This is a genomic window from Actinoplanes sp. NPDC049548 (assembly GCF_040676695.1).
In the GTDB taxonomy this organism is placed as follows: domain Bacteria; phylum Actinomycetota; class Actinomycetes; order Mycobacteriales; family Micromonosporaceae; genus Actinoplanes.
In genome coordinates this window covers 1-23,139 of sequence record NZ_JBFAPM010000020.1, presented here as the reverse complement: position 1 = coordinate 23,139, position 23,139 = coordinate 1, and the positions used below count along the sequence as shown (strand labels likewise).

The following is a 23,139-nucleotide window of genomic DNA, read 5'->3' as shown; positions in this document are numbered from 1 at the left end:
CTGTCGATGATCACGGTGGAGGACCTCGGCGGCGCCTGGACGCTGATCTCGTCCGAGGGCGAACGGACGCCGGCGACCGTGCCCGGCTGCGTCCATACCGACCTGCTGGACGCCGGCCGGCTCGAGGACCCGTTCCGCGACGACAACGAGAAGGCGGTCGCCTGGGTGGGACGCGCCGACTGGACGTACGAGCGGGACGTCTCCTGGGCCGGCGGCGCCCACGAGCGCGTCGACCTGGTGTTCGAGGGCCTCGACACCGTGGCGGCCGTCGAGCTGGACGGCGTCGCCCTGGGCTCGACCCGCAACATGCACCGCGGCTACCGGTACGACGTCACGGCGCTGCTCGACGGCCCTCGGAAGCCGCTCACCGTGCACTTCACCTCGGCGTACACCGAGGCGGAACGGGTCCGCGACCAGCTCGGGCCGAGGCCCAACGCGTACCCGGAGCCGTTCCAGTTCATCCGCAAGATGGCCTGCAGCTTCGGCTGGGACTGGGGACCGACGCTCGTCACCGCGGGCATCTGGCGGCCGGTACGCCTCGAGGGCTGGAGCACCGCCCGGCTGGCCACCGTCCGCCCCCTCGCCACGTACGACCGCACCGGCCGGCTGGATCTGAGCGTCGACGTCGAACGCACCCGCGAGCGTGACCTGCGGGCCCGCGTGCTGCTCGACGGGCGCGAGATCGCCCTCCTGGATCTGCCGGGCGGCGCGACGACGGCCCGGACGGTCGTCGACACGGGCGACGTGACACCGTGGAACCCGCGCGGCTACGGCGAACCGGCGCTGTACGCCCTGAGCGTCGAGCTGCTCGACGGCGAGGCGGTGCTCGACCGGTGGGAACGCCGCACCGGCTTCCGCACCGTCGAGATCGACCGGACCGGCGGCGGGTTCGTGTTCCACGTCAACGGCGAGCCCGTGTTCATGAAGGGCGTCAACTGGATCCCGGACGACATCTTCCCCGCCCGGATGACCCGGGAACGCTACGAGCGACGGCTGCGCGAGGCCGCCACCGCCGGCGTCAACCTGATCCGCGTCTGGGGCGGCGGCATCTACGAGGACCGCGCCTTCTACGAGGTCTGCGACGAGCTGGGACTGATGGTCTGGCAGGACTTTCTCTTCGCCTGCGCCGACTATCCGGAGGAGGAGCCGCTCTTCTCGGAAGTGGTCGCCGAGGCCCGCGACAACGTCATCCGTCTCGCGCCGCACCCCAGCCTCATCACCTGGAACGGCAACAACGAGAACCTGTGGCTGCACGTGGCCATGGGATGGGACGCGGAGAGCGGAGGCCTGACCTGGGGCGAGCGGTACTACCTCGAAACGCTGCCCGCGATCGTCGCCGAGCTCGATCCGTCGCGTCCCTACCAGGCCGGCAGCCCTTGGTCGGGCTCCTGGGAGCAAGCGCCCAACGACCCGGACCACGGAACCTTCCATTCCTGGGAGGTGTGGAACCGCGAGGACTACGCCAACTACCGCGCCTCGGCGCCCCGCTTCGTCGCGGAGTTCGGCTGGCAGGCGCCACCGGCGTGGACCACGCTGCGCGCCGCGGTCTCCGACGAGCCGCTGCTGCCCGACTCGCCGGGCGTCCTGCACCACCAGAAGGCCGAGGACGGCAACGGCAAGCTGGCCCGGGGCCTCGCCCCGCACTTCCCCGCGCCGGCGAGCACCGAGGCCTGGCACTACCTGACCCAGCTGAACCAGGTACGGGCGATCCGCACCGGGATCGAGCACTGGCGTTCCCACTGGCCGCACACCGCCGGCACGATCCTCTGGCAGCTCAACGACCTGTGGCCGGTCACCTCGTGGGCGGCGATCGACGGCGCGGGCCGCTACAAGCCGCTCTACTTCGCCCTGCGCGAGCTCTACGCCGACCGCGCGCTGACCATCCAGCCCGGCGACGGCGGCCCGGTGGTGGCGGTCCTCAACGACCACCCGGACGAGTGGACCGGCACCCTGCTCGTCGAGCGCCAGGACACCGGCGGCGCCGTGCGGGCCACCGTGACCGGACGGGTGTCGGTGGCCGCGCGGTCCGTGTCCCTGGTGCCGGTCCCGGAGGTGGTGGCCGCCTTCGGCGATCCGGCCGCCGAGGTTGTGGTGGCCCGGCTCGGCGACGCCCGCGCGCTGTGGTTCGCGACGGAGGACCGGGACTTCGCGTACGAGGACCCGGGGCTCACCGTGGACGTCGAGGCGGTCGCCGGCGGGCTGGACGTCCACGTGCAGGCGGTGGGGCTGGCCCGCGACATCCTGCTCCAAGCGGACCGCATCCATCCGCAGGCGGCGGCCGACCGGGGCTTCGTCACCCTGCTGGCGGGCGAGTCCGCCGTCATCCACGTCCGCGCGCCGATCGACCTGGACGCCGGGCTGGTCAAGGCGCCCTGGGTGCTCACCGACCTGGCCACGGCGCTGAGGAGGACACCATGAGCAGGCTGCTACGGGTCGCGACGATCGCCGTCACCGTCATGGCGACGGCGGTCGCCGCCCCCACCACCGCGCAGGCCGCCGCACACGGGTTCGTGACCCGCGACGGCACCCACCTCACGCTCGGCGGGCGGGAGTTCCGCTTCGCGGGCACGAACATCTACTGGCTCGGGCTGGACGAGAACGTGGGCGGGATCGACTACCCCACGTACTTCCGCATCCGCGACGCCGTCGACACCGCCAAGGCGATGGGGATGACGGTCGTCCGGTCGCACATGCTGGTCTCGACCGGGCACCCGAAGACCCTGCTGCCCTCCCAGGAGGCCGGCTTCAACGACGCGGCGTTCCGCACCATCGACTACGCGATCGCGTACGCCGGCAAGGCAGGCATCCGCCTCGTCCTCCCGCTGACCGACAACTGGGCGTACTACCACGGCGGGCACGCCGACTTCACGAAGCCGTACGGGTTGCCGGAGTCCGCCTTCTACACCGACCCCCGGGTCATCGCCGACTACCAGGCGTACGTGAAGCACATCATGGACCACGTCAACCCGCTGACCGGCAAGCGTTACACCGACGATCCCACCATCATGGCCTGGGAGCTCGGCAACGAGCTCGAGGGCATGACCGCCGACTGGATCAACGCGAACGCCGCGGCCTTCTCGGCATGGGCGCCGCGCCAGCTCATCGCCGCCGGCCGCCGGTTCGACATCGACCCCGACACCCTGAGCGCGCCCGACATCGACATCGTCGACGTCCACTACTACCCGCCGACCGCTGAGAAGGTACGGGCGGACGCCGCGACCGTGACGGCGGCCGGAAAGGTGTACGTGGCGGGCGAGTACGCCTCCACAGCCGCGAGCGGCACGCTCCTCGACCCGCTGGTGGCCGACCGCGACGTCACGGGCATGCTGTCCTGGTCGCTGTTCGGCCACGGCGACCACTCGGGCTTCGTGCCGCACGACGACGGGTTCACCTTCCACTACCCCGGCGACGACGAGCGGATGAGGGCGGCGAACCAGGCGCAGATCGCGTTCGCCAAGGCGCTGGGCGCATCGGTGGCCCGGCGGCCGGCCGGCACCCCGCTCATCACCGCGATCGACAAGCGCGGCGGCCTCAACCTCCTCCGGTGGCGCGGCGCCGCCGGTGCGGACGGCTATCGCGTGGAGCGGGCGCGGACCTCGCACGGACCCTGGCGGGCGGCCCACAGCGGCCTGCTCTCGGACAACGACACGCCGTGGACCGACCCGGCGCCTCCCGGCAACGCCTGGTACCGCGTCGTGGCGGTCACCGCGGGCCGCCCGGGCGTATGGTCCGAGCCCCGGTACGCCGCCGCCGCGGAGACGGTCCTCACCGATCCGCTGCAGGACTTCACCCTTACCGACGGCCACAGCGGGGTCGAGATCCGTCCCGACGCCGTCCACGCCACCGCACCGGAACCGGCCTGGGTGAGCTGGCACCACATCGGAACGCACCGCATCCGCTTCGACGTGCTGGCGGCGCGGCACCCCGGCATCACCGTGCAGGTCTCGGACGACGGGACCGGCTGGCGGACGGTCCCGACACGCATCGACCGGGCCCGCAACGGTTTCACGGTCACCGCGACCACACCGGCCGCCGACCATGTGCGTGTGGCCTGGACCGGCGACCGCACCTCCGGCGTCCGTCAGGCCACGTTCTGGGCCGCGGACCCCGCACCGGTCTCCCGGCCGCCGAGCCCGTTCGCCGTGGTGACACCGGCCGCGGGAGCCACCGGCGTGATCGGCCCACGGTCCTTCACGTGGGCGCCGGCCGCCGGAGCGGGCTACTACACGCTCACGGTCTCCCGCCGCCCGGACCTCAGTGCACCGCTGATCACCGCCACCGGGCTCGACGCGACCGCCTACACCCCACCGCGGGACCTCGACCCGGCCACGACGTGGTTCTGGAGGGTGCGCGCCACGAACGCCGCCGGCAGCACGACAACCCCGGTCGCGACCTTCACGACTCGCGCTCGCCCTGCGGCGCCGACGACAATCGACGATTTCGAGGGGTACGCCGACAGCACCGCGCTCGCCGCAGCGTACGTCCGCAACTCCGGCGGCGACGTGGTGACGCCCTCGCTCGTCGCGTCGCCCTCAGGCACCGGCCGGGCCCTGCAGCTGGACGTGACCGCGGGAAGCGCCGGGTACGCGGGCGTCACCCGTACCTTCTCCCCCGTCGACCTGTGGGGCCAGCAGGGCATCGAGCTGCTGCTGGACCGGTCGGAAACCCGGGCGAGCGTCACCCTCCAGTTCGTCGCGAACGGCGTCTACTGGGAGCACACCCTGCCACCCGGAACGCCGCCCGGCATCGTCCGCGTGCCCTTCACGTCCTTCGCCCAGCCGCCGTGGGCGCCGAGCGGCGCTCTCGACCTGCTCGCCGTCACGCAACTGTCGATCTATCTCGGCGGCGACGATGCCGGGCGGCTGGTGGTCGACGACGTGCGGGCGTACCCGTTCTCCTGAACCATGCTCCGGCGCCAGGATGCGTCCTGGCGCCGGACCGCGCTACCAGACGGTCGTCGTGGGGCTTTTCGTGCTCCCGGCGACCGTTACGCCGCTTCCGGTCCCGGCGGCGACGTTGACCGACCTCTGGTGGATCGGGACCCTGCCGGTGGTCGAGTAGTCGAAGCTGCCGACGCGCTCGCCCGCCAGCAGGTGTTCGGCCGGACGATGGAGGGCAACCGACTTGATCTGGAGCGAAGCCGGGCCCATTGAGGACAGTCGCACCTTCAACGCGGGCCTCGGCCCGTGGTTCATCGGCACGACCACTGTGGTTGCCGGCCACCGTTGCTTCCCTTACGGCCGGGCCCGCCCTGGCGGCCGACGTGGGTTCCCGTCCCGTGCTTATCCCATGACAAACAGTGGCCGCCGACAAGCTGTCGGCGGCCACCGCGGTCTCGGCGATCCCGCTCAGAAGCGGACTTCCCCCTGGTTCAGGACGCGGGGGTGGAAGTACGCGGCCTGGATCTCGGCGTTCGTGTTGCTCCCGCGCAGCTGCTCGGACCAGATCATGAAGTAGGTCCAGCGCGGCTGGCTGGTCAGCAGTGCACTGGTCGGGACCTTGCCCATCTCGGCGATGGCGATCGGCTTGCCCGCCGCGATCGTCTGGATCTGCTGGTAGTCGGCGGACGACGGGTAGTTCTTGTACCAGGCGTCCAGCGTCACCACGTCGACGTAGTTGCTGCCCGGGTAGTAGTTCTGCCAGCCGCCGGCCGGGTTGTCCTGCACGTTCCACACCCAGATCAGGTTGTCGAGGCCCTGGGCGGAGAAATAGTCGCGCATCTGCTGGTAGAGCTTCGCGCTGCCGTTCGGGCCGGGCCGGTGGCCCCACCAGTTCCAGCTCTCGTTCATCTCGTGGAAGGGACGCCAGAGCACCGGGACACCGGCGTCCTTGAGCTGCTTCAGGTACGGCACGACGGCCGCCATGCGGCTGCGCCACGTGGTGTTCAGCGCCGTGCCGCCCGTGACGATCTGCTGGAACTGCGCGTCCGAGATGCTGGTCTTGACGCCGCCGTCGAACTCACAGGTCGCGCCGACGGTGGGTGAGCAGGCGTGCCACGTGAGCGCGACGAGCGATCCGTTGGCCCACTCCGTCTTCGCCTGGTTGATGACCGTCTGCCGGTTGGCGACGTCCGCCGAGCGGAACATCATGTCGCCACCCCACAGCCCCGGGTACTGGCCGGTGATGTCGTGCACCTGCTGCGTGTACTGGCTGGGGTTGCTGGCCGGCTCCTTGTTGTGCTGACCCGACACGATCGACGTGCCGGTGATCGACCGCAGGTAGTTGATCACGGTCGACTTCGGGGTGGCCGCGAACGCGTCGGCGTCCGGGGCGGCCTGGATCATGCCGGCGGTGAGCAGCACCAGGGCGCCGCCGACGGCCCAGGCGGGACGGGGCAATCTCATCAGGGACCTCCGTTGGGGGACGGACTTGTCGGCACCGGGACGCCTATCGATGGGTGTGCATGAGCGTCCGGGGTGCCGGCTCAGCATGCGTCCGCCATGACAACGCTGTCAATATTAGATTAATAATTTAATGCAAACCTCGACCTCGGGCCTTTCGGGAGGGCGCAGATCAGATGGCAGCGGTCTCCATCTCCGGCTGGTAGTGAGCCGTGCGGCCCTTGCCGGCCGCCTTGGCGGCGTACATGGCGACGTCGGCCCGGCGCAGCACCTCGACCGGGCCGGCGCCCGGCCGGCCGGCAGCCATGCCGACGCTGCAGCCGACCGGCAGGTCATGCCCCTCGACGCTGACCGGCGAGACCATCACCGCCGTCAGCCGCTCGAGCACCGCATCCGAGTCGGCGGCCGAGGCCGGGGCGAGCAGCACCGCGAACTCGTCACCCCCGAGGCGCGCGACCACATCGCCCTCCCGGACACCGGCCCGCAGCCGTTCGCCGACGGCGACCAGGAACGCGTCGCCGACGTGATGACCGAGCCGGTCGTTGACGCCCTTGAAGTCGTCGAGGTCGATGAGGGCCACGGCGAACGCCTCACCGGAGTCCCGCGCGGCGTTCAGCCGCTCCTCGAACAGCCGCCGGTTCACCAGGCCGGTGAGAGCGTCGTGGTTCGCCTGGTGGGCGAGCTGCAGCTGGGCCTCGTGCACCTTCTCCAGCAGCCGGGCATTGTCGTAGAACGCGAGGATCTGGCGGCTGACGACGATGGCGGTCAGCGCGACCGCCGTCACCGTCACCACCGGGGAGCTGCCGCCGGTGTGGAGCAGCAGCCCGTCGGTCGCGGCCACCGCGAGGTAGGGCGCCAGGCTGAACGGCCGGCGCGGCGTACGCTCCGGCGCGGGCCGGCCGAGCAGGGACCGCTCACGCTCGATGGTCAGGCTGAACAGGAAGAACTTCAGCGGCACGCTCACCGCGATCGCGTTGAGGTCGGGCCGGGACGCCAGCCGCGGCAGCATGCCGCCGACCAGTGCGGAGACGACCACGCAGACGCCGAGGTAGTACATCGTGCGCCGGTCGACGCCGCGCGCGCCGGCGATGGCCAGCTTGCTGAACGCCAGCGCCGCGGCGCACGCGAAGAGCATCAGCCCCAGGACCGGGCCCGGCGCGCCGACCGCGGAGACCAGCTCGTCGTAGTTCCGGAAGTACAGGAACCAGCCGAACAGGCCCACAGTCAGGACGACCACGGCGGCGTCGAGGCCGAAGCGCACCACGGCGGTGCCGCGGATCGGGTGGCGGGCGGGCAGCCGCAACAGCGCCCAGAGCACGACCAGGATCGCGGCGCCGAACAGTGCGTTGGCCGGCGCCGCGAGGGTCACCGCCCCGGGGTCGGACAGCGTGTCGTACGCCGTGACCAGGGTCGCCACGACGATCACGACCTGGGCGACGGCGAGGTGCCGCCAGAACCGCCGGCCCTCGGGCGGGACGCCGGGGCTGCGGAGCAGGCGTACCAGCTGGGCCTGGTTGATCACGATGACGAGCGGCGCGAAGACCCAGCCCAGCCATCCGGGGCCCCGGGGCGCCGGCGCGTTCGCGACGAACCAGGCGATGCTGAGCAGCGTCAGCGCACCGGACAGCGCCGCGGGCACGGCGAGACCGGCCCGCCCGAGGGTTCGCTGCATCGCCGGTTCCTCCTGGTCGCGTCCATTGCGCTGATCGGCAGACGCGGCGGCGACCTGAGCCGCCGGACATTTCTCGACCGGCGATGTCGAGAACCCCGGGCCTGCTCCGTCCCCGCCGTGACCGTGACGACAATGGGTCGCACCGGCACCGAGGAGAGACACCATGAAGTACCTGTTGCTGAAGCACTACCGCGGCGCTCCTGCGGCGGTCAACGACGTGCCCATGGACAAATGGACGCCCGAGGAGATCTCGGCGCACATCCAGTACATGAACGACTTCGCGGCCCGCCTCGAGGAGACCGGCGAGTACGTCGACGGGCAGGCGCTCGCCCCGGAGGGCACCTTCGTCCGGTACGACGGCGAGGGCCGCCCGCCGGTCACCGACGGGCCGTTCGCCGAGACCAAGGACCTCATCGCCGGCTGGATGGTGATCGACGTCGACACCTACGAGCGCGCCCTCGAGCTGGCCGGGGAGCTGTCGGCGGCACCCGGAGCGGGCGGGAAGCCGATCCACGAGTGGCTCGAGGTGCGCCCCTTCCTGACCGCGATGCCCACCGTCGACGAGTGCCTCGGGCATGGATGAGGCACTGCTGCGCAGCCTCACGCCGGGCGTGCTCGGCATCCTCGTCCGCCGCGGAGCCGACTTCGCGGCGGCCGAGGACGCCGTGCAGGACGCGCTCGTCGAGGCGGTCCGGGTGTGGCCGGCCGACCCGCCGAGGGACCCGAAAGGCTGGCTGGTCACCGTGGCGTGGCGCCGGTTCCTCGACGCGGCGCGGGCGGACGCCGCACGCCGGCGGCGTGAGGACCTCGTCGACGAGGAACCGGCTCCCGGGCCGGCCTCCTCGGCGGACGACACGCTGCAGCTCTACTTCCTGTGCGCCCACCCGTCGCTGACGCCGTCATCCGCGGTCGCCCTCACGCTGCGCGCGGTCGGCGGGCTGACCACCCGGCAGATCGCCCAGGCCTACCTGGTGCCCGAGGCCACCATGGCGCAGCGCATCAGCCGGGCCAAGCGCACCGTCTCCGGCGTACGGTTCGACCAGCCCGGCGACGTCGCCACCGTGCTGCGGGTCCTCTACCTCGTCTTCAACGAGGGCTACTCCGGCGACGTCGACCTCGCCGCCGAGGCGATCCGGCTCACCCGGCAGCTCGCCGCCGCGATCGACCACCCCGAGGTGGCCGGGCTGCTCGCCCTCATGCTCCTGCACCACGCCCGGCGCGCCGCCCGGACGGCGCCGGACGGCAGCCTGGTGCCCCTCGCCGAGCAGGACCGCAGCCGCTGGGACACCGCGATGATCGCCGAGGGGGTCGGGATCCTGCAGGCGGCCCTGGCCCGGGACCGGCTGGGCGAGTTCCAGGCCCAGGCCGCCATCGCGGCGCTGCACGCCGACGCCCGGACCGCCGAGGAGACCGACTGGGTGCAGATCGTCGAGTGGTACGACGAGCTCATCCGCCTGACCGGCAGCCCGGTCGTGCGGCTCAACCGCGCGGTGGCCGTCGGCGAGGCGGACGGGCCCCGGGCGGGCCTGGCGGCACTCGCGGCGCTCGACGACTCGCTGCCCCGGCACACGGCCGTGTCGGCGTACCTGCACGAGCGCGACGGCGACCTCGCTACGGCAGCGCGGCTCTACGCCGAGGCGGCCCGCAAGGCCGCCCATCTGGCCGAGCGGGACCACCTGACCCGCCAGGCCGCCCGGCTCAACGCCCGGCTGTCATAGCAGCGCCGGCTCCCGCAGCCGCCCGATGAGCGCGTCACCCACCCGGGCCGTCTCCCGCTTGTACGGGGTGTCGGACAGCACGAAGTGGCTGATGCCCAGCTCGGCGTAGCGGCGCAGGGCGGCGGTGACGTCCTCGGGCGAGCCGACCAGCCAGGTCGTGCCCGCCCCGCCGCCGCCGTACCGGCCGGGCGCGGTGTAGAGGCAGCTGTCGAGCACGTCACCGCGCGCCGCCAGGTCGAGCAGGCGCTGCTGCCCCACGGCGGGCCCGCGGAGCAGGTCGCGCCGGCCGGGCACCTCGGACTGCTGCGCCATCGCGGCGACCTTCGCCTCCGCGTCGCGCCACGCCTCCTCGGTCGTGTCGCGTACCAGCGTGGTGATCCGCAGGCCGAACTCGAGCGGGGGCAGGTCCCGGCCGAGCTCGCCGCTGAGGCGGCGGAGCCGGTCGAGGCGCTCGGCGATGCCGTCCAGCGGCTCGCCCCAGAAGAGCTGGACGTCGGCCTCGGTGGCGGCGACCCGCTCGGCGGCCGCGGAGGCGCCACCGAAGTAGAGACGCGGGCCGGTCGCCTGCGGGCGAGGCGTGACGGTCGAGTCCCTGACGCGGAAGTGCTCGCCCTCGAAGGTCACGTGCTCCTCGGTCCACAGCCGCCGGGTGAGCCGCATGAACTCCTTGGTACGCGCGTAGCGCTGGGCCTGATCTCCTTCGGCGTCGCCGTACGCGGCGAGGTTGTCCTGCCCGCTGACGATGTTGATGAGCAGCCGGCCCCCGCTGAGGTGGTCGAGCGTGGCGGCCGCGCTCGCGAAATGCGCCGGCTGCCAGTAGCCGGGGCGGATCGCCGCCAGCGGCCGGAACGTCGTGGTGCGGGCGGCGATCGCGGTCGCCACGGTGAACGTGTCCGGCCGGCCCCAGCCGGTGCCGATCAGGGCACCGGACCATCCGTGCTGCTCGGCGGTCCGGGCCAGGTCCACGGAGTGCTCGAGGGTGCCGTAGCCCGCGACGGCGTCGTCGCCCCGGTGTCCCGGATCGACGGTGTTGGGGAGGTACCACAGGAACGTCAGGCTCATGATGTCTCCGATCAGCTCCGGCGCCGGCGGGCCGGGTCGGTGAGGGACGGCGGCCGGTAGCCCTGGTCGCGGGCGGACAGCGTGCTGCCCGGCGGCACGATCTTGTCGGTCTCGTTCAGGACGTCCGGTGTCAGCCGGACCTGGGCCGCCTCGAGCCGGCCCTCGAGCTGCTCGAGCGTGCGGGGGCCGATGATCGGCGCGGTGACGGCCGGGTGCTCGAGGACGAACGCCAGCACCAGGTTGATCAGCAGAGGTCGACGTGGTCGGTCTGCAGCCGGCGCAGGCTGTTCTCGATCTCGCGGACGATCCAGCGTCGCGAGTTGCCGAAGTGGTTCGGGTCCGTGCCGATCCGGCCGTGGAACTTGGTGGCCAGGAAGACCTCGTCGCGCCGGCCCTTGAGGGCCTTGCCGACGATCGTCTCCGACTCCCCCTGGCTGTAGACGTCGGCGGTGTCGACGAGGTTGATCCCCGCGTCGAGCGCGCGGTGGATGATGCGGATGCTGTCGTCGTGGTCCGCGTTGCCCCGCTCGCCGAACATCATGGCGCCCAGGGCGAGAGAGCTGACTTTGACACCGGTACGACCGAACGGGCGCAGCGGGATGGTCATCGGGTGGCTCCCTGGAGGGTGAAGCGGTTGGCCGGCCGGGGCAGGCCGTAGTGCTCGCGCAGCGTGGTGCCCTCGTACTCGGTGCGGAACAGGCCGCGCTCCTGCAGGATCGGCACGACCTTGGCGGCGAACGCCTCGATGCCCGAGGGCAGCACCGCCGGCATGATGTTGAAGCCGTCGGCGGCGCCGTTCTCGAAGTAGTGCTGGATCGTGTCGGCCACCTGCACGGGCGTGCCGGCGAAGGTGCGGTGGCCGCGGCCGCCGCCGAGCTTGCCGATCAGCTGCCGCACGGTCAGGTTCTCCCGGCGGGCCCAGTCGACGATGAGCGTGTAGCGGCTCTTGGCCCCCTCGATCTCGTCCTCGTCCGGCAGGTCGGCCGGCAGCGGCGAGTCGAGGTCGAGGACGCCCGGATCGACGCGCAACGTCTGGGCCAGCTGGGCCACGGCGTACTGCGGTGCGATGAGCCGGTCCAGCTCGGCGTCGAGCTCGCGGGCCTCGGCCTCGGTGTCGCCGATGACCGGCACGATGCCGGGCAGGATGACGACGTGGTCCGGGTCGCGCCCGGCCGCCACGACCCGGCGCTTGAGGTCGGCGTAGAACGCCTGGCTCTCGGCGAGCGTCGGCTGGGCGGTGAAGATGGCCTCGGCCCACTTCGCCGCGAACTCCTTGCCGTCCTCCGACGAGCCGGCCTGCACCAGCAGCGGATGGGCCTGCGGCGAGCGCGGCACGTTCAGCGGCCCGTTCACCCGGAAGAAGGTTCCCCGGTGGTCGATCGGGTGCACCCGGTCGCGCCGGGCGTGGACGCCGGCCTGCTTGTCGGCCACGATCGCGTCGTCGGCCCAGCTGTCCCAGAGCTTGGTCGAGACGTCGAGGAACTCGTCGGCGCGCTCGTACCGGGTCCGGTGCAGGGGCTGGTCGTCGAGCCCGAAGTTGCGCGCCGCCGGGTCACCGGCGGTGGTGACGATGTTCCAGCCGGCGCGGCCGCCCGAGAGGTGGTCGAGGGAGGCGAACCGGCGGGCCAGGTTGTAGGGCTCGTTGTACGAGGTGGAGGCGGTGGCGATGAGCCCGATCCGGCTGGTGCTCACCGCGAGCGAGGCCAGCAGCAGCGTCGGCTCGAGCTTGCCGGACGGCCGGCGGCCCGGGTCGCTCCACAGCACGGGGCTGTCGGCCAGGAAGACCGAGTCGAACTTGGCGTCCTCGGCGACCCGGGCCAGGTGCTGGTGGGCCGCCAGCGAGAGGTTCGAGTGCGGGTCGGACTCCGGGAGCCGCCACGACGCCTCGTGATGGCCGGTGTCGTGCAGGAACAGGTTGAAGTGCAGGCGGCGGGTCATCGGACGGTTCCCTTCATCGGTGGCTTCCCTCGTCGACGCCGAGCTGGTCGAGCAGGAACGTACGCAGCTCGGCGAACGCCGGATCGGAGCGCGAGCGGCTCGGCAGGCCCACCCGGACATCGGTACGCACGACGCCCGCGTCCAGCAGGATCACCCGGTCGGCGAGCGCGATGGCCTCGTCGACGTCGTGGGTCACCAGCAGCACCGCCGGCTGGTGCGCGTCGCACAGCTTGCGCAGCAGGGCGTGCATCTTGATCCGGGTGAGCGCGTCCAGCGCCCCGAACGGCTCGTCGGCCAGCAGCAGCTGTGGTTCCCGCACGAGCGACCGGGCCAGCGCGGCACGCTGCTGCTCGCCCCCGGACAGCTGGTAGGGCCACGCCCGCTCGCGGCCGGCCAGCCCGACCTCGGCCAGCGCGTGCCGGCCGCGCTCGGCGGCGTCGGCGCCGCGCAACCCGAAGACGACGTTGTCGAGGATCCGTTTCCAGGGCAGCAGCCGGGAGTCCTGGAAGACCACCGAAACCGCGTCCGGGACGGCGATCCGGCCGTGGCCCGCGACCTCCCGGTCGAGTCCGGCCAGGGCCCGCAGCAGAGTGCTCTTGCCGGTGCCGGAGCGGCCGATGAGCGCCACGAACTCGCCTGCGGCGATGTCCAGGTCGAGGCCGTTGAGCACGCCCCCGTTCTGGCTGAAGCTGCGGTGCAGGTCGCGGACCCGGACCGCGGTGCGCGTGGTCAGCTGTCGAGTGTCCGTCGCCATGCGAGCACCTTCCTCTCGGTGAGGCGTACGGCGCTGTCGGCGAGGTAGCCGAAGATGCCGTAGATGACCAGCCCGACGACGATGACGTCGGTCTGGCCGTACTGCTCGGCGAGGGTGATCATGTGACCGATGCCGCTGGTGGCGTTGTACTGCTCGACCACCACGAGGCCGAGCAGCGACGCGGTCACCGCGAACCGCATGCCGAGCAGGAAGCCGGGCAGGGCGCCGGGAAGCACCACGTGCCGGACGAACTCGCCGCGCCCGATCGCGATGGTCTCGGCCAGCTCGGCGTACCGGCCGTCGATGCCGCGCAGGCCGTTGTGGGTGTGCACGTAGATCGGGACCATGCTGATCAGCGCGATGGTCACGATCTTCATCCCCTGGCCGATGCCGAACCAGGCGATGAACAGCGGGATGAGCGCCAGGGTGGGCACTGACCGCTTGATCTGGATGGGGCCGTCGATCAGGGACTCCCCGATCCGCGACAGGCCGGAGACCACGGCCAGCACCGCTCCGATGAGGACGCCGAAGCCGAGCCCGAGCGCGGCCCGTTGCAGCGACGAGAGGACGTTGCCGAGCAGGTCGTGGTTCGTCCACTGGTCCTGGAAGGCCTTCGCCACGTCCCACGGGGCGGTGAGGATCGCCGGGCTGATCAGTCCGGTGCTGGAGCCGACGGTCCAGACGGCGAGGACGACCAGCGGGCCCACCCAGAAGGCGAACCGGAAGCGGCGGCCGGGACCGAGGCGGCGGCGGACCACCCGGGCGTCGACGCGGCTGGTGACCGCCACGGGGGCCGCCTCGCCGACGGCGACTGCGGTCATGCGGCATCACCCGTGACGACCTGCGATCCGGCGGCCGCCGTCTGGACCTTCTCGAAGCGGCGGTCGACGAGCGTGGTCACGTCGAGCTTCTCGTGGTCCTGCTCCGTCGCCAGCAGGTCGGCGGTCTCCTGCAGCCGGGTGACCGCGTTGTCCCAGCTCGCCGGGATGCCCTTGCGCCCGCTGAGGGCGACGACCTGCTTCGCGTCGGCGGGGCTCAGCCCCTGACTGTCCTGGTAGTACGCCTTCGCGAACTCCTCGGGGTGCTCGTTCTGCCAGAGCAGCGCCTTCGTGCGGACGCCGACGTAGACCTTGAGCGCCGCGGCCTTCTCCGCGTCCTGCACCGACTTCGTGAGGCAGTAGAGCGTGGAAGCGTCGTCGCGGATGCCCGTCGGGACCGCCCCGCCTCCCGGGTACTTGGCCTGGTAGATCTTGACGTTCTGGGCGCCGAGCGGGGCCACGTCGACGGCCTTGCCACCCAGTGCGGTCACGTACGAGTCGCCCGTGCTGGTCAGCTCGACGAGCGTGACGTCCTTCCTGGTCAGTCCGGCCTTCTGCAGCACCCGCAGGACGAGGGCGCCCTGGGCCTGGCCGGCGCTGTAGGCGATCTTCTTGCCCCGCAGGTCCGCGAGCGAGGCGACGTGCACGCCCGGCGCGACGCCCAGCTGGTAGACGGGATACTTCAGCGGGTCCACGGTGACGGACTGGAACACGATCTTGGTAGAGGTGCCGGTCCAGGCGGCGAAGAGGGACGGGATGTCGGCGACCGCGCTGCAGTCGAGCTTGTCGGCGCGGAACGCCTGGATGCTCTGCGGGCCTCCGCTGATGTTCGCCCATTCGACCCGTACGCCGGCGCCGGTCAGCTCCTTGTCCAGACCGGACGCCTGGACGACCGCCTGGATCGACGGGTCGCCGATGCGCAGCTGAGTGCCGCTCGGGACCTGGTCGGGCAGGGCGGCGGACAGCTCGAGGGTCGCGCCGGCCTCGTCACCGCCGCAGGCGGTCAGGAACAGGGAGGCAGCCAGCAGTGCGGCGACCGCGCGCGCCGTACGGCGCGATGGAGACGTGCTCATGGGTGGACTTCCTTCGCTGTCAGAGAACGTGGTAGCTGCCGTCGTGGTAGAGCAGCGGCGTGCTGCTCTCCGCGAGCTCCACCTCCTGGATGCGGCCGATGACGAGGTGGGCGCCGCCGGCGGGATGGCGGTGCTCGATCGCGATCCGCAGCCACGCCGCCGCACCGTCGAGGACCGGCTCGCCGGTGGGCAGCCGGTGCCAGCGGGTCGGCGCGCCGAAGCGGTCGATGCCGCTGGTGGCGAAGGTCTGCGCCAGCTCGGCGTGCTCGGCGCCCAGCAGGTGCACGACGGCGGTGCCGGCGTCCCGCAGATGCGGCCACACCGACGCCGTCGCCGAGACGCTGAAGGACAGCAGGGGCGGATCGGCGGAGAGGGAGGCGAGCGAGGTCACGGTGACACCGGCCGCGCCTCGCCCGGCGTCGACGGTCACGACGGCCACACCTGCGGCGTGCCGCCGGAAGACCTGACGGAACACGTGGGCGTCCACCGAGGCGGCGCGGCGGGTCCAGGAGTCGATGATGGTCATGGAAGGGCTCCGTTTCCGACGGTGGGCAGGGCGGCCGGCGCACAGGTTGCTGCGGGCTGTCAGCGGCGACAGGATCGGCGGGACGTGGTCACCGCCGGCTTGAATTCATACTAAGACGCTAGGATTAAGAGGCAACTATGCGCCTGACTGAATTAACTACGAGGCTCGCAGCCGTAGCCCGGGACCGAGGGGCGCGGCGTACACCTGGTCCAGCGCGACCGCGCCGCCGGCGACGGCGAGCACGTGGCGCGGAAAGCTGGTCGCGCGGATGATCTTCGCGGCGTCGGCGCTCGCGGACGACCAGGCCGCCGCCTCGGCGCGCAGCGTCTCCAGGCAGGCGGGCAGGCGGTTGGCGCCCGCCTCGGCCACCACCAGCACCTCGGGGTCGAACAGGTCGAGCAGGACGGCCGCGGCACGGCCCACGAGCCGGGCCCGGTGCTCGAACAGCGCGACAGCCTCGGCGCGGCCGTCGAGCGCCGCCTCCACCAGGGCGCCGACGTCCGGCCGGTCGATCACCCCGCCCGCCACCGCGCGGCGCACCAGCGCCTGCTCCGAGACGGCGGCCTGCAGGCAGCCCGTCCGTCCGCAGGCACAGACGTCGACGCAACCCTCGATCGGGAGATGGGCGACGGCACCCGCGGCAGACCGGGGACCTCGATGCACGACGCCGCCCGCCGCGAAGGCGACGTCGACGACGTTGCCCACGAACAGGTGCACGGCACTCTCCCGGGCCCGCCGGGCGACGTCGCCGAACAGCTGCTCGGCCCGCAGCAGCGCGCGGGAGTTGCTGTCGACCGCGACCGGCAGCCCCGTGGCCTCGGCCAGCACGGGGCCGGCGGGGACGTCGCGCCAGCCGAGGAAGGAGTGCTCGACCACCGTGCCGTTCGCGGCGTCCACCCATCCGCCGGCGGCCAGGCCGAGACCGAGGATGCGACGCCGGGTGCCGTACTCGCGCCGGAGGCCGGCGATCCGGGAGACGAGGGACGTCAGCACGCCGGAGGGGTCCCGCCGCCGGCCGTGCAGGTCCTGACGCTGGGCGATCACCCGTCCCCTCAGATCCAGCAGGGCCACCGTCGTGCGGGGAACCGCGATGTGCGCTCCGATCACCGCGACGCCGTCCGGCTCGATGTCCACCGGTACGTGCGGGCGGCCGACTCCCGGCGGCCCCGCCGCCTCCGGCACCTCGCGGACGAGCCCGCGGTCCACCAGGGCGGCCACGACGCCGCTGACCGAGGCGGCGGACAGGCGGGTCACCCGCGCGACCGAGCTGCGGGCGACCGGGCCGTGGTCCAGGACGGCGCGCAGCACCGCGCCGGCCGAGTCCCGCGGCCGGCGCGCCTCGGGCGGCGGCAGGTCGCCTCGCCGGGTCGTCCGCCCGGCGCCGACCGGCCCGCTCAAGGGCCACCCCATCCGTGGCTCCTCACCGGGAGGGCAGCCCGAGCCGCTCCAGGGTCTCGCGCAGCCGATGACGGCCCGCCATCGACTCCGGGCCCCGCAGGCGCGCCAGCACCCGGCCGCTCCAGTCGCCCGGCAGCCCGTACCTGCCGTGGTAGGCGGCCAGCCGCTGGTCGTACGCGGGGATGTGCGCGTCCGCCCCGCTCGCGTCGTAGGTCTCCCGGTGCAGCACCGCGTCCTGCGGCAGGCGCGGCTTGATCCCGGCGGTGTCGGCCGGATCCGGCTCACCCACGGCCAGACCGAACGCCGCGACGGCGTGCGGCGGCAGCGCCAGCTCCTCGGCGACCTCGGCGGGCCGGTTGCGGATCGCGCCGACGAAGACCGAGCCCAGACCCAGGGAGCGGGCCGCCAGCACGGCGTTCTGGGCGGCCAGGGAGGTGTCGACGAAGGCGATGATGGTGGTCTCGAGATAGTCGGCCGCCGCCACCTCGGTGCCGGCGCGGGCCGCCAGCCGCCGGGCCCGGCCCAGGTCGGCCACCCAGACCAGCAACAGCGGCGCCTGCGCCACGAAGGCCTGGTCGCCGGCGAGGGCGGCCAGCCGGGCTTTGCGCCCGGGGTCGCGCACCGCCACCACGCTCCACGGCTGCAGGTTCGAGGAGGTAGGCGCGGACTGGGCGGCCGCGACCAGGGCGGCCAGCTCGTCGTCGGTGACGTCCCGCGGGCCGAACTTGCGGACCGAGCGGTGCGCGAGCTGCAGGCGCAGGACGTCATTGAGCACGGCGAGCTGCGCGGCGGGATCGCCGTATCGGTCGGACGCGGACATCGGCGACCATCCTCTCGGGCCTGGATTTCCTATGAGAACGATAGGGCGAATAGGTTTTTCTGCCAAGCCCCGGGGGTGGCGAAGCGGCGCCGCGTGTGGTTCCATCGGGGTCGAAGGTCGGGCATCTTCCCCCGTGGATGCCCGACCTTCCGCATGAGCGGAGGCCGGACCGGAGGGCGTCACGACATGACCACGGCAGCACTGCCCGTCACCGAGGCGTTCTTCACCGACCCCTACCCGCTCTACCGCAAGCTTCGCGACGAGGCCCCGGTCTGCCGCGTCGAGCTGCCCGACGGCGCGCCGGCCTGGCTGGTCACCCGGTACGCGGAGGTCCGCGCCCTGCTCGCCGACCCCCGGCTCTCGGTGGACAAGAGCAACGGCAACGGCAGCTGGCGCGGCTTCTCACTACCGCCGGCGCTGGACGCCAACCTCCTCAACATGGACCCGCCGAACCACACGCGGATCCGCAAGCTCGTGTCGCAGGCGTTCACCCCGCGCCGGGTGGCGGACCTCCGCCCGCGCATCCAGTCGACCGCCGATGCCCTCCTGGACGCCCTCGCCGGGCACAGCGAGGCAGACCTCGTGCGCGACTACGCCGGGCCGCTGCCGGTGGCGGTGATCTCCGACCTGCTGGGCGTACCGGAGGCGGACCGGCACGAGTTCCGGTCCTGGACCGACACGATGTTCAGCCCGCCGCCGGACGACCGGGCCGCGGCGGGGCGGGCAGTGCGGACCATCCACGCATACCTGGAAGGGCTGCTCGCGGCGAAGCGCGCCCAGCCGGCCGACGACCTGCTTTCCGCGCTGATCGCCGCGCGCGACGACGACGACCGGCTCACCGAGGACGAGCTGACCTCCCTGGCGTTCCTGCTCCTATTCGCCGGATACGAGAACACCGTCCACGCCATCGGCACGGCGCTGCTCACGCTGCTGCGCCGGCCCGGGCTCGCGACCGGCCCGGAGCACCTGGGCGCGACCATCGAGGAACTGCTGCGCTACGAGCCTCCCGCTCCCGTGCTGCTGCGGCGCTTCCCCACCGAGGACGTCGAGATCGCCGGTGTGACGGTGCCCCGGGGCGAGACCGTGCTCATGGTCGTGGGCGCGGCCAACCGCGATCCCGACGCCTTCGCCGAGCCCGACGAGGTGCGGCCGGGACGGTCCGGCTCCCACCTGACCTTCGGCCACGGCATCCACTACTGCCTGGCGGCCCCGCTGGCCCGCCTGGAGCTGGAGGTGGCCATCGGTACGGCCGTACGGCGCTTCCCTCGGCTGCGGCTGGCCGTGCCGGCCGACGAGCTCGGCTGGCGCCCGTCCTACCGCACCCGCGGGCTCGTCGCCCTGCCGGTGCTCCTGGACTGAGCCGCCGTCAGAAGCGGACGCCGCCGTGCCGGTAGCCGCCCAGCGTGTCCGCGGTCTTGGTCACCAGTGCCGCACCCAGGTCGACGCCCAGATACTCGGCGAGCTCCAGGGTGCGGATGAGGATGTCGGCCAGCTCGAGACTCAGCGCGTCGTCCGGCCGACGGGCGGCCGGGTCCAGGTCCAGCTCCCGGCTGCGGATCTCCTGGAGCGCCTCGCTCACCTCGCTGTGCAGCAGGGCCATCCTGGTCGCCGCGACGTAGGCGCGCCCGCTCGGATGGGACGCCGCCACGTCGTCCGACCCGGAGAAGAGGTCGATGCTCCGGGCGTACGCGTGGGCGCTGCGCTGAGCGTCCGGCAGCAGCGCGGCCAGCGCCTCGATGGACCGAAGGGCCTCGCTCATCGCGCCACCCCCAGCTGCGCCTGCGCCGGCCGCGGCGCCACGTCGGGGGTTCGGATGTGCCGGGCGATGCGCAGCAACTGAGCTGTCTCCTCCGTGATGTCCGTGCCGCCCTGCGGGTCGGCGGTGTAGAGCTCCACCGGCTTCTCGTCCCGCGCCTTGGCCCGGGCAGCCGCCATCAGCACCGCGGCGTGGACCGCGTCCTCCCGCGAGCCGGCGGCCCGCGCGACCCGGGCGTCGAAGTACGGCCGCAGCGCCAGCCAGCCGTCCCGGATCTCCACGACGCGACGCACGAGCCGGTATTCGACGTCCCGCACGGAGCCACGGTGCCCCTGCTCGGGGTCGAGGGCGATCTCCGGCGTGGCCTCGTACAGCAGTCTCCAGAGGGGATAAAGCCTCCGGTACGTCCGCAGCCGCTCGACCCAGGCCCAGCAGGCGGCGACCCGCGGCCCCCACGACGGAATGGTGAACCCGATCAGCATGAGCACGCAGCCCGGACCGGTCAGCAGGGGCGACATCTGCTCCTGGACCTGCGCCGGGATCGGTTCGTAACCGGCGTTGCGGGCCGCCACGTAAAAGCCCTTCTCCAGGCAGTAGGCGATCCCGAAGACGGCGCCGTAGCTGACCAGCCGCAGCCCGACGCGCAGGAACGGCGCCCGGGTGAGACCGGTGAACCGCCAGGACAGGCGCAGGATGTCGACGAGCGCGATGACGAAGTAGCCGAGATACACCAGCATGTACGCGGCCATGTAGGGCGCGTCGCCGTACCGGGCGGTGAACTCGCTGGTGAGCGAGACGTCGAGGGGCGCCAGCACGAAGAAGACGGCCATCGCCGCGGCGGCGGTGGTGACCGCCAGCAGCCGGATCCAGGTCCGGTGGGGTGCCGGGCGCTCGACCGTCCAGTGCAGCAGCAGGATCTGCACGGACACCGCGAAGCCGATGATGCCGTAGTGGGCGATCAGGCGTGCCAGGTTGGGCACGCCGGTGACCGCGTCGAAGCGGAGGTAGACGAACGGCGTGTTGACCAGCGGCGCCCACATCAGGCAGGCGAGCAGGGCCACCAGCGCCCGCCGGGTGGGACTGCGCGGGTCGCGCACCAGCGGCGGAATCTTGTACGCCAGCGCGATCAGGGCGAGCAGGGCCACGACCGGGTAGATCACCTTCGACACGGGCTCACCTTACGGATCGATCAGCGTGTGGTGCAGGCGGCCGAGGACCGGCGACGCGGCGGGGTCGTCGCGCGGCGTCGCCCGGGACCGGCTGAGCACCGACCGGCGCAGCAGCAGCGAGGCGATCATCTCCGCCTCCTTCTCCTCGACCTCGCTGTAGTTGGTGCGCCCCAGCACGGCCTGCACCAGCGACGGATCGAGGTTGGGCAGCAGCAGCCGGGACGCCTCCGCGTCGAGGACGGGAGCGGTCAGGTGCCCGCAGATCAGGTGGCCGAGCTCGTGCCGGATGATGTGCTCCTGGTGCAGCCGGCTCGTGTTGGCCTCGTAGAAGATGGCGTCGAACCGCTCGGTGCGCACCGCGAGCCCGCACGGGCTGTCGGCCGGCAACGCTTCGCCGAGAAGGTGAATCGGCCGGCCCTGGCGCTCGGCGATGACGTCACACAGCTCCCGGACGCCGGAAGCGTCCGGGAGGTCGAGCTCCGAGAGGAGCGTCTCGCATCTCCTGCGCAGCCCGCGGTCCGCCAAATCTCCGCCCTCCCCCTGGGCCTGATGCCAGCCATCGACCACCTTAGACACCGCGTACCAGCGCGGTCATCACACGGCGCCGTCGTCGTCCAGGCCCTCCAGCTTGCGGCAGCGGTCGACGAGCTGCTCGATGAGCCTGGTGCTGTCGTCGGACAGGCCCTGCTGGCGCAGCACCCGGCGCAACGCCACCTGCTGCAGCTTCATCTGCCGCAGATCGTTGAGGACGTCGATCTGTTCCTGGACGCGGCGGGTGACGAGACTGTCCACGAAGAAGGCGGGGTCCACGCCGAACGCCTGGGCCAGCGCCTTGACGTGCGAGGTACGCGGGTCGGTGGTGACGCCGCGGCGCATCTCACCGACGTAGGCGGCGCTGATCGTGACGCCGGTGCCGTCCCGCCGCGCCGCCTCGTTGATCTTGTTCGCGATCTCCTTGGTGGTGTACCGCCGACCGGCCTCCTCGTGCGGCCCCAGCTCGGCCGCGGTGGGGCGGACCCGGTCGAAGAGGAACTCCAGCTTGTCCGCGAGGGTCTCGAGGTGGGGTATGTCGCGTCCCGCGGACCCTGCCTGGTCTACCGTCACGACCCCTCCTCCATGGACAGTCGGTAAACAGCTGTGTTTCGCCTCGCCGCCGTGCGATACGTTCGTTGACAGCGACACCGCCCGGGCGCGTATAGTCACCGACAGCTAGGAAACGCTCGTTGCTCGAAGCAGAATCTAGAGCAACAGGCGTGTCTTAGGCCAGAGCGCCACTCCACGGGGACTAAGGGCCATGACATCGACGTGCCCCTTAGGGAGCGGCAACCGACAGGAACATGTCCTGTCGGTTGCCGGGCGCCGGTCGGTCCCCCCGCTAGCGCGGCCCGAAACCGGCCATCGCGAGGAACTCGCTGCGTGAGGCGGCATTGGTACGCAACGCCCCCAGCATCGTCGAGGTGGTGGTCCGCGCGCCGACCGCCTGCACGCCACGCAGCGTCATGCACAGGTGCTCGGCCTCGATCACCACGCCCACGCCGTTCGGCTCCAGCTCGTCGGTCAGCCAGTCGGCGATCTGCTTCGTCAGCCGCTCCTGCACCTGCGTACCGTGCGCGAACATCTCCACGACCCGGGCGAGCTTGGACAGCCCGAGGATGCGGGTCGCCGGCAGGTAGCCGACGTGCGCCACCCCCACGAACGGGAGCAGGTGGTGCTCGCACACCGAGCGGATCGGGATGTTGCGCGCCATGACGAGCTCGTCGTAGCCCTCGTCGTTGTCGAAGGTGGTGAGCTTGAACTCGCGGGCGGTCAGCAGATCGGCGTACGCGCGTGCCATCCGCGCCGGCGTGTCGTGCAGGCTCTCGGCGGTGAGATCCACCCCGAGGGCCTCGAGGAAGGCGGCGGCCGCGGCGGTCGCGGCGGTGAGGTTGCGGGCCGGCCGCAGACTCGGCACGTGCTTCGCGGTGATGGTCATGGTCGGTCCCCCGTGTGTCGGACGTCGTGCTCGGTCTCGGAGATGATGAAGGCGGCGAGTCGGGTGATGCCTTCGTCGATCTCGGTGGGTGTGAGGTAGCTGGTGGACAGGCGGAGGGCGTG

20 protein-coding genes and 1 pseudogene are annotated in these 23,139 nt (G+C 72.2%); 5 read left to right on the top strand and 16 right to left on the bottom strand.

The window, feature by feature from the left end; genetic code table 11:
- Positions 1–6 precede the first annotated feature (6 nt).
- Positions 7–2,418, top strand: coding sequence for a glycoside hydrolase family 2 protein (locus AB0J80_RS30620; protein WP_364711805.1), 2,412 nt, complete (start codon positions 7–9; stop codon positions 2,416–2,418).
- Positions 2,415–4,901 (top strand): cellulase family glycosylhydrolase, encoded by a 2,487-nt coding sequence (locus AB0J80_RS30615; protein WP_364711802.1) that lies wholly within the window; start codon positions 2,415–2,417, stop codon positions 4,899–4,901. The genes AB0J80_RS30620 and AB0J80_RS30615 overlap by 4 nt, the downstream gene beginning before the upstream one ends.
- A gap of 447 nt (positions 4,902–5,348) precedes the next feature.
- On the opposite strand, the gene AB0J80_RS30610 is transcribed toward AB0J80_RS30615, so the two are convergent.
- Together AB0J80_RS30610 and AB0J80_RS30605 are read right to left on the bottom strand one after the other, a co-directional pair.
- On the bottom strand, positions 5,349–6,344 hold the full coding sequence (locus AB0J80_RS30610; protein WP_364711799.1) for a glycosyl hydrolase: 996 nt from the start codon (positions 6,342–6,344) through the stop codon (positions 5,349–5,351).
- A gap of 169 nt (positions 6,345–6,513) precedes the next feature.
- Positions 6,514–8,013 (bottom strand): GGDEF domain-containing protein, encoded by a 1,500-nt coding sequence (locus AB0J80_RS30605; protein ID WP_364711797.1) that lies wholly within the window; start codon positions 8,011–8,013, stop codon positions 6,514–6,516.
- Between the two features lie 163 nt (positions 8,014–8,176).
- Between AB0J80_RS30605 and AB0J80_RS30600 the strand changes: the two genes are divergently transcribed.
- Both AB0J80_RS30600 and AB0J80_RS30595 read left to right on the top strand, forming a co-directional pair.
- The gene (locus AB0J80_RS30600; RefSeq protein ID WP_364711794.1) at positions 8,177–8,596 is read left to right on the top strand and encodes a YciI family protein; all 420 of its coding nucleotides are present in this window, start codon (positions 8,177–8,179) and stop codon (positions 8,594–8,596) included.
- Positions 8,589–9,731, top strand: coding sequence for a DUF6596 domain-containing protein (locus AB0J80_RS30595; RefSeq protein ID WP_364711791.1), 1,143 nt, complete (start codon positions 8,589–8,591; stop codon positions 9,729–9,731). The genes AB0J80_RS30600 and AB0J80_RS30595 overlap by 8 nt, the downstream gene beginning before the upstream one ends.
- On the opposite strand, the gene AB0J80_RS30590 is transcribed toward AB0J80_RS30595, so the two are convergent.
- The 9 genes and pseudogenes from AB0J80_RS30590 to AB0J80_RS30550 all read right to left on the bottom strand — a co-directional run bounded on the left by AB0J80_RS30590 (position 9,726) and on the right by AB0J80_RS30550 (position 18,120).
- Positions 9,726–10,793, bottom strand: coding sequence for an LLM class flavin-dependent oxidoreductase (locus AB0J80_RS30590; protein ID WP_364711789.1), 1,068 nt, complete (start codon positions 10,791–10,793; stop codon positions 9,726–9,728). The genes AB0J80_RS30595 and AB0J80_RS30590 overlap by 6 nt on opposite strands.
- An 11-nt stretch (positions 10,794–10,804) precedes the next feature.
- Positions 10,805–11,400, bottom strand: a pseudogene (locus AB0J80_RS30585) (aldo/keto reductase).
- Complete coding sequence (locus AB0J80_RS30580) at positions 11,397–12,731, bottom strand: LLM class flavin-dependent oxidoreductase (protein WP_364711787.1); 1,335 nt, start codon at positions 12,729–12,731, stop codon at positions 11,397–11,399. Before AB0J80_RS30580 ends, AB0J80_RS30585 begins: the two are co-directional and overlap by 4 nt.
- Before the next feature lie 13 nt (positions 12,732–12,744).
- Positions 12,745–13,485 carry an ABC transporter ATP-binding protein gene (locus AB0J80_RS30575; protein WP_364711784.1) on the bottom strand — a complete coding sequence of 247 codons (741 nt, stop codon included), beginning with the start codon at positions 13,483–13,485 and terminating at the stop codon, positions 12,745–12,747.
- Positions 13,461–14,306, bottom strand: coding sequence for an ABC transporter permease (locus AB0J80_RS30570; RefSeq protein WP_364711782.1), 846 nt, complete (start codon positions 14,304–14,306; stop codon positions 13,461–13,463). The genes AB0J80_RS30575 and AB0J80_RS30570 overlap by 25 nt, the downstream gene beginning before the upstream one ends.
- Complete coding sequence (locus tag AB0J80_RS30565) at positions 14,303–15,376, bottom strand: ABC transporter substrate-binding protein (protein WP_364711780.1); 1,074 nt, start codon at positions 15,374–15,376, stop codon at positions 14,303–14,305. Before AB0J80_RS30565 ends, AB0J80_RS30570 begins: the two co-directional genes overlap by 4 nt.
- Before the next feature lie 19 nt (positions 15,377–15,395).
- A complete protein-coding gene (locus AB0J80_RS30560) occupies positions 15,396–15,902 on the bottom strand; it encodes a flavin reductase family protein (protein ID WP_364711777.1) in 507 nt (168 codons plus the stop codon).
- Positions 15,903–16,058: 156 nt separating this feature from the next.
- Entirely contained in the window at positions 16,059–17,312 is a 1,254-nt protein-coding gene (locus AB0J80_RS30555; RefSeq protein ID WP_364711774.1) for an ROK family transcriptional regulator, read from the bottom strand.
- A gap of 10 nt (positions 17,313–17,322) precedes the next feature.
- Entirely contained in the window at positions 17,323–18,120 is a 798-nt protein-coding gene (locus tag AB0J80_RS30550; RefSeq protein ID WP_364711772.1) for an NADPH-dependent oxidoreductase, read from the bottom strand.
- 186 nt (positions 18,121–18,306) lie between these two features.
- On the opposite strand from AB0J80_RS30550, the gene AB0J80_RS30545 reads away from it, so the two are divergent.
- Positions 18,307–19,479 (top strand): cytochrome P450, encoded by a 1,173-nt coding sequence (locus AB0J80_RS30545; RefSeq protein ID WP_364711770.1) that lies wholly within the window; start codon positions 18,307–18,309, stop codon positions 19,477–19,479.
- A gap of 7 nt (positions 19,480–19,486) precedes the next feature.
- Here AB0J80_RS30545 and AB0J80_RS30540 read toward each other — a convergent pair whose 3' ends face one another.
- The 5 genes from AB0J80_RS30540 to folE form a co-directional block, all read right to left on the bottom strand.
- On the bottom strand, positions 19,487–19,879 hold the full coding sequence (locus tag AB0J80_RS30540) for a hypothetical protein (protein ID WP_364711767.1): 393 nt from the start codon (positions 19,877–19,879) through the stop codon (positions 19,487–19,489).
- On the bottom strand, positions 19,876–21,045 hold the full coding sequence (locus AB0J80_RS30535; RefSeq protein ID WP_364711765.1) for an MAB_1171c family putative transporter: 1,170 nt from the start codon (positions 21,043–21,045) through the stop codon (positions 19,876–19,878). Before AB0J80_RS30535 ends, AB0J80_RS30540 begins: the two co-directional genes overlap by 4 nt.
- A 9-nt stretch (positions 21,046–21,054) precedes the next feature.
- Positions 21,055–21,612, bottom strand: coding sequence for a hypothetical protein (locus tag AB0J80_RS30530; protein ID WP_364711762.1), 558 nt, complete (start codon positions 21,610–21,612; stop codon positions 21,055–21,057).
- A 27-nt stretch (positions 21,613–21,639) separates the two neighbouring features.
- Positions 21,640–22,149, bottom strand: coding sequence for a hypothetical protein (locus AB0J80_RS30525; protein ID WP_364711759.1), 510 nt, complete (start codon positions 22,147–22,149; stop codon positions 21,640–21,642).
- Between the two features lie 271 nt (positions 22,150–22,420).
- Positions 22,421–23,017: a GTP cyclohydrolase I FolE gene (gene folE, locus AB0J80_RS30520; protein ID WP_364711757.1), complete on the bottom strand. Its 597-nt coding sequence runs from the start codon at positions 23,015–23,017 to the stop codon at positions 22,421–22,423.
- Between the last annotated feature and the right edge of the window lie 122 nt (positions 23,018–23,139).

Bases quoted from the DNA above. Each gene is read 5' to 3' on its own strand.
- AB0J80_RS30620 (WP_364711805.1), top strand. From the start codon at position 7: ATGATCACGGTGGAGGACCTCGGCGGCGCCTGGACGCTGATCTCGTCC.
- AB0J80_RS30615 (WP_364711802.1), top strand. From the start codon at position 2,415: ATGAGCAGGCTGCTACGGGTCGCGACGATCGCCGTCACCGTCATGGCG.
- AB0J80_RS30610 (WP_364711799.1), bottom strand. From the start codon at position 6,344: ATGAGATTGCCCCGTCCCGCCTGGGCCGTCGGCGGCGCCCTGGTGCTG.
- AB0J80_RS30605 (WP_364711797.1), bottom strand. From the start codon at position 8,013: ATGCAGCGAACCCTCGGGCGGGCCGGTCTCGCCGTGCCCGCGGCGCTG.
- AB0J80_RS30600 (WP_364711794.1), top strand. From the start codon at position 8,177: ATGAAGTACCTGTTGCTGAAGCACTACCGCGGCGCTCCTGCGGCGGTC.
- AB0J80_RS30595 (WP_364711791.1), top strand. From the start codon at position 8,589: ATGGATGAGGCACTGCTGCGCAGCCTCACGCCGGGCGTGCTCGGCATC.
- AB0J80_RS30590 (WP_364711789.1), bottom strand. From the start codon at position 10,793: ATGAGCCTGACGTTCCTGTGGTACCTCCCCAACACCGTCGATCCGGGA.
- AB0J80_RS30580 (WP_364711787.1), bottom strand. From the start codon at position 12,731: ATGACCCGCCGCCTGCACTTCAACCTGTTCCTGCACGACACCGGCCAT.
- AB0J80_RS30575 (WP_364711784.1), bottom strand. From the start codon at position 13,485: ATGGCGACGGACACTCGACAGCTGACCACGCGCACCGCGGTCCGGGTC.
- AB0J80_RS30570 (WP_364711782.1), bottom strand. From the start codon at position 14,306: ATGACCGCAGTCGCCGTCGGCGAGGCGGCCCCCGTGGCGGTCACCAGC.
- AB0J80_RS30565 (WP_364711780.1), bottom strand. From the start codon at position 15,376: ATGAGCACGTCTCCATCGCGCCGTACGGCGCGCGCGGTCGCCGCACTG.
- AB0J80_RS30560 (WP_364711777.1), bottom strand. From the start codon at position 15,902: ATGACCATCATCGACTCCTGGACCCGCCGCGCCGCCTCGGTGGACGCC.
- AB0J80_RS30555 (WP_364711774.1), bottom strand. From the start codon at position 17,312: ATGGGGTGGCCCTTGAGCGGGCCGGTCGGCGCCGGGCGGACGACCCGG.
- AB0J80_RS30550 (WP_364711772.1), bottom strand. From the start codon at position 18,120: ATGTCCGCGTCCGACCGATACGGCGATCCCGCCGCGCAGCTCGCCGTG.
- AB0J80_RS30545 (WP_364711770.1), top strand. From the start codon at position 18,307: ATGACCACGGCAGCACTGCCCGTCACCGAGGCGTTCTTCACCGACCCC.
- AB0J80_RS30540 (WP_364711767.1), bottom strand. From the start codon at position 19,879: ATGAGCGAGGCCCTTCGGTCCATCGAGGCGCTGGCCGCGCTGCTGCCG.
- folE (WP_364711757.1), bottom strand. From the start codon at position 23,017: ATGACCATCACCGCGAAGCACGTGCCGAGTCTGCGGCCGGCCCGCAAC.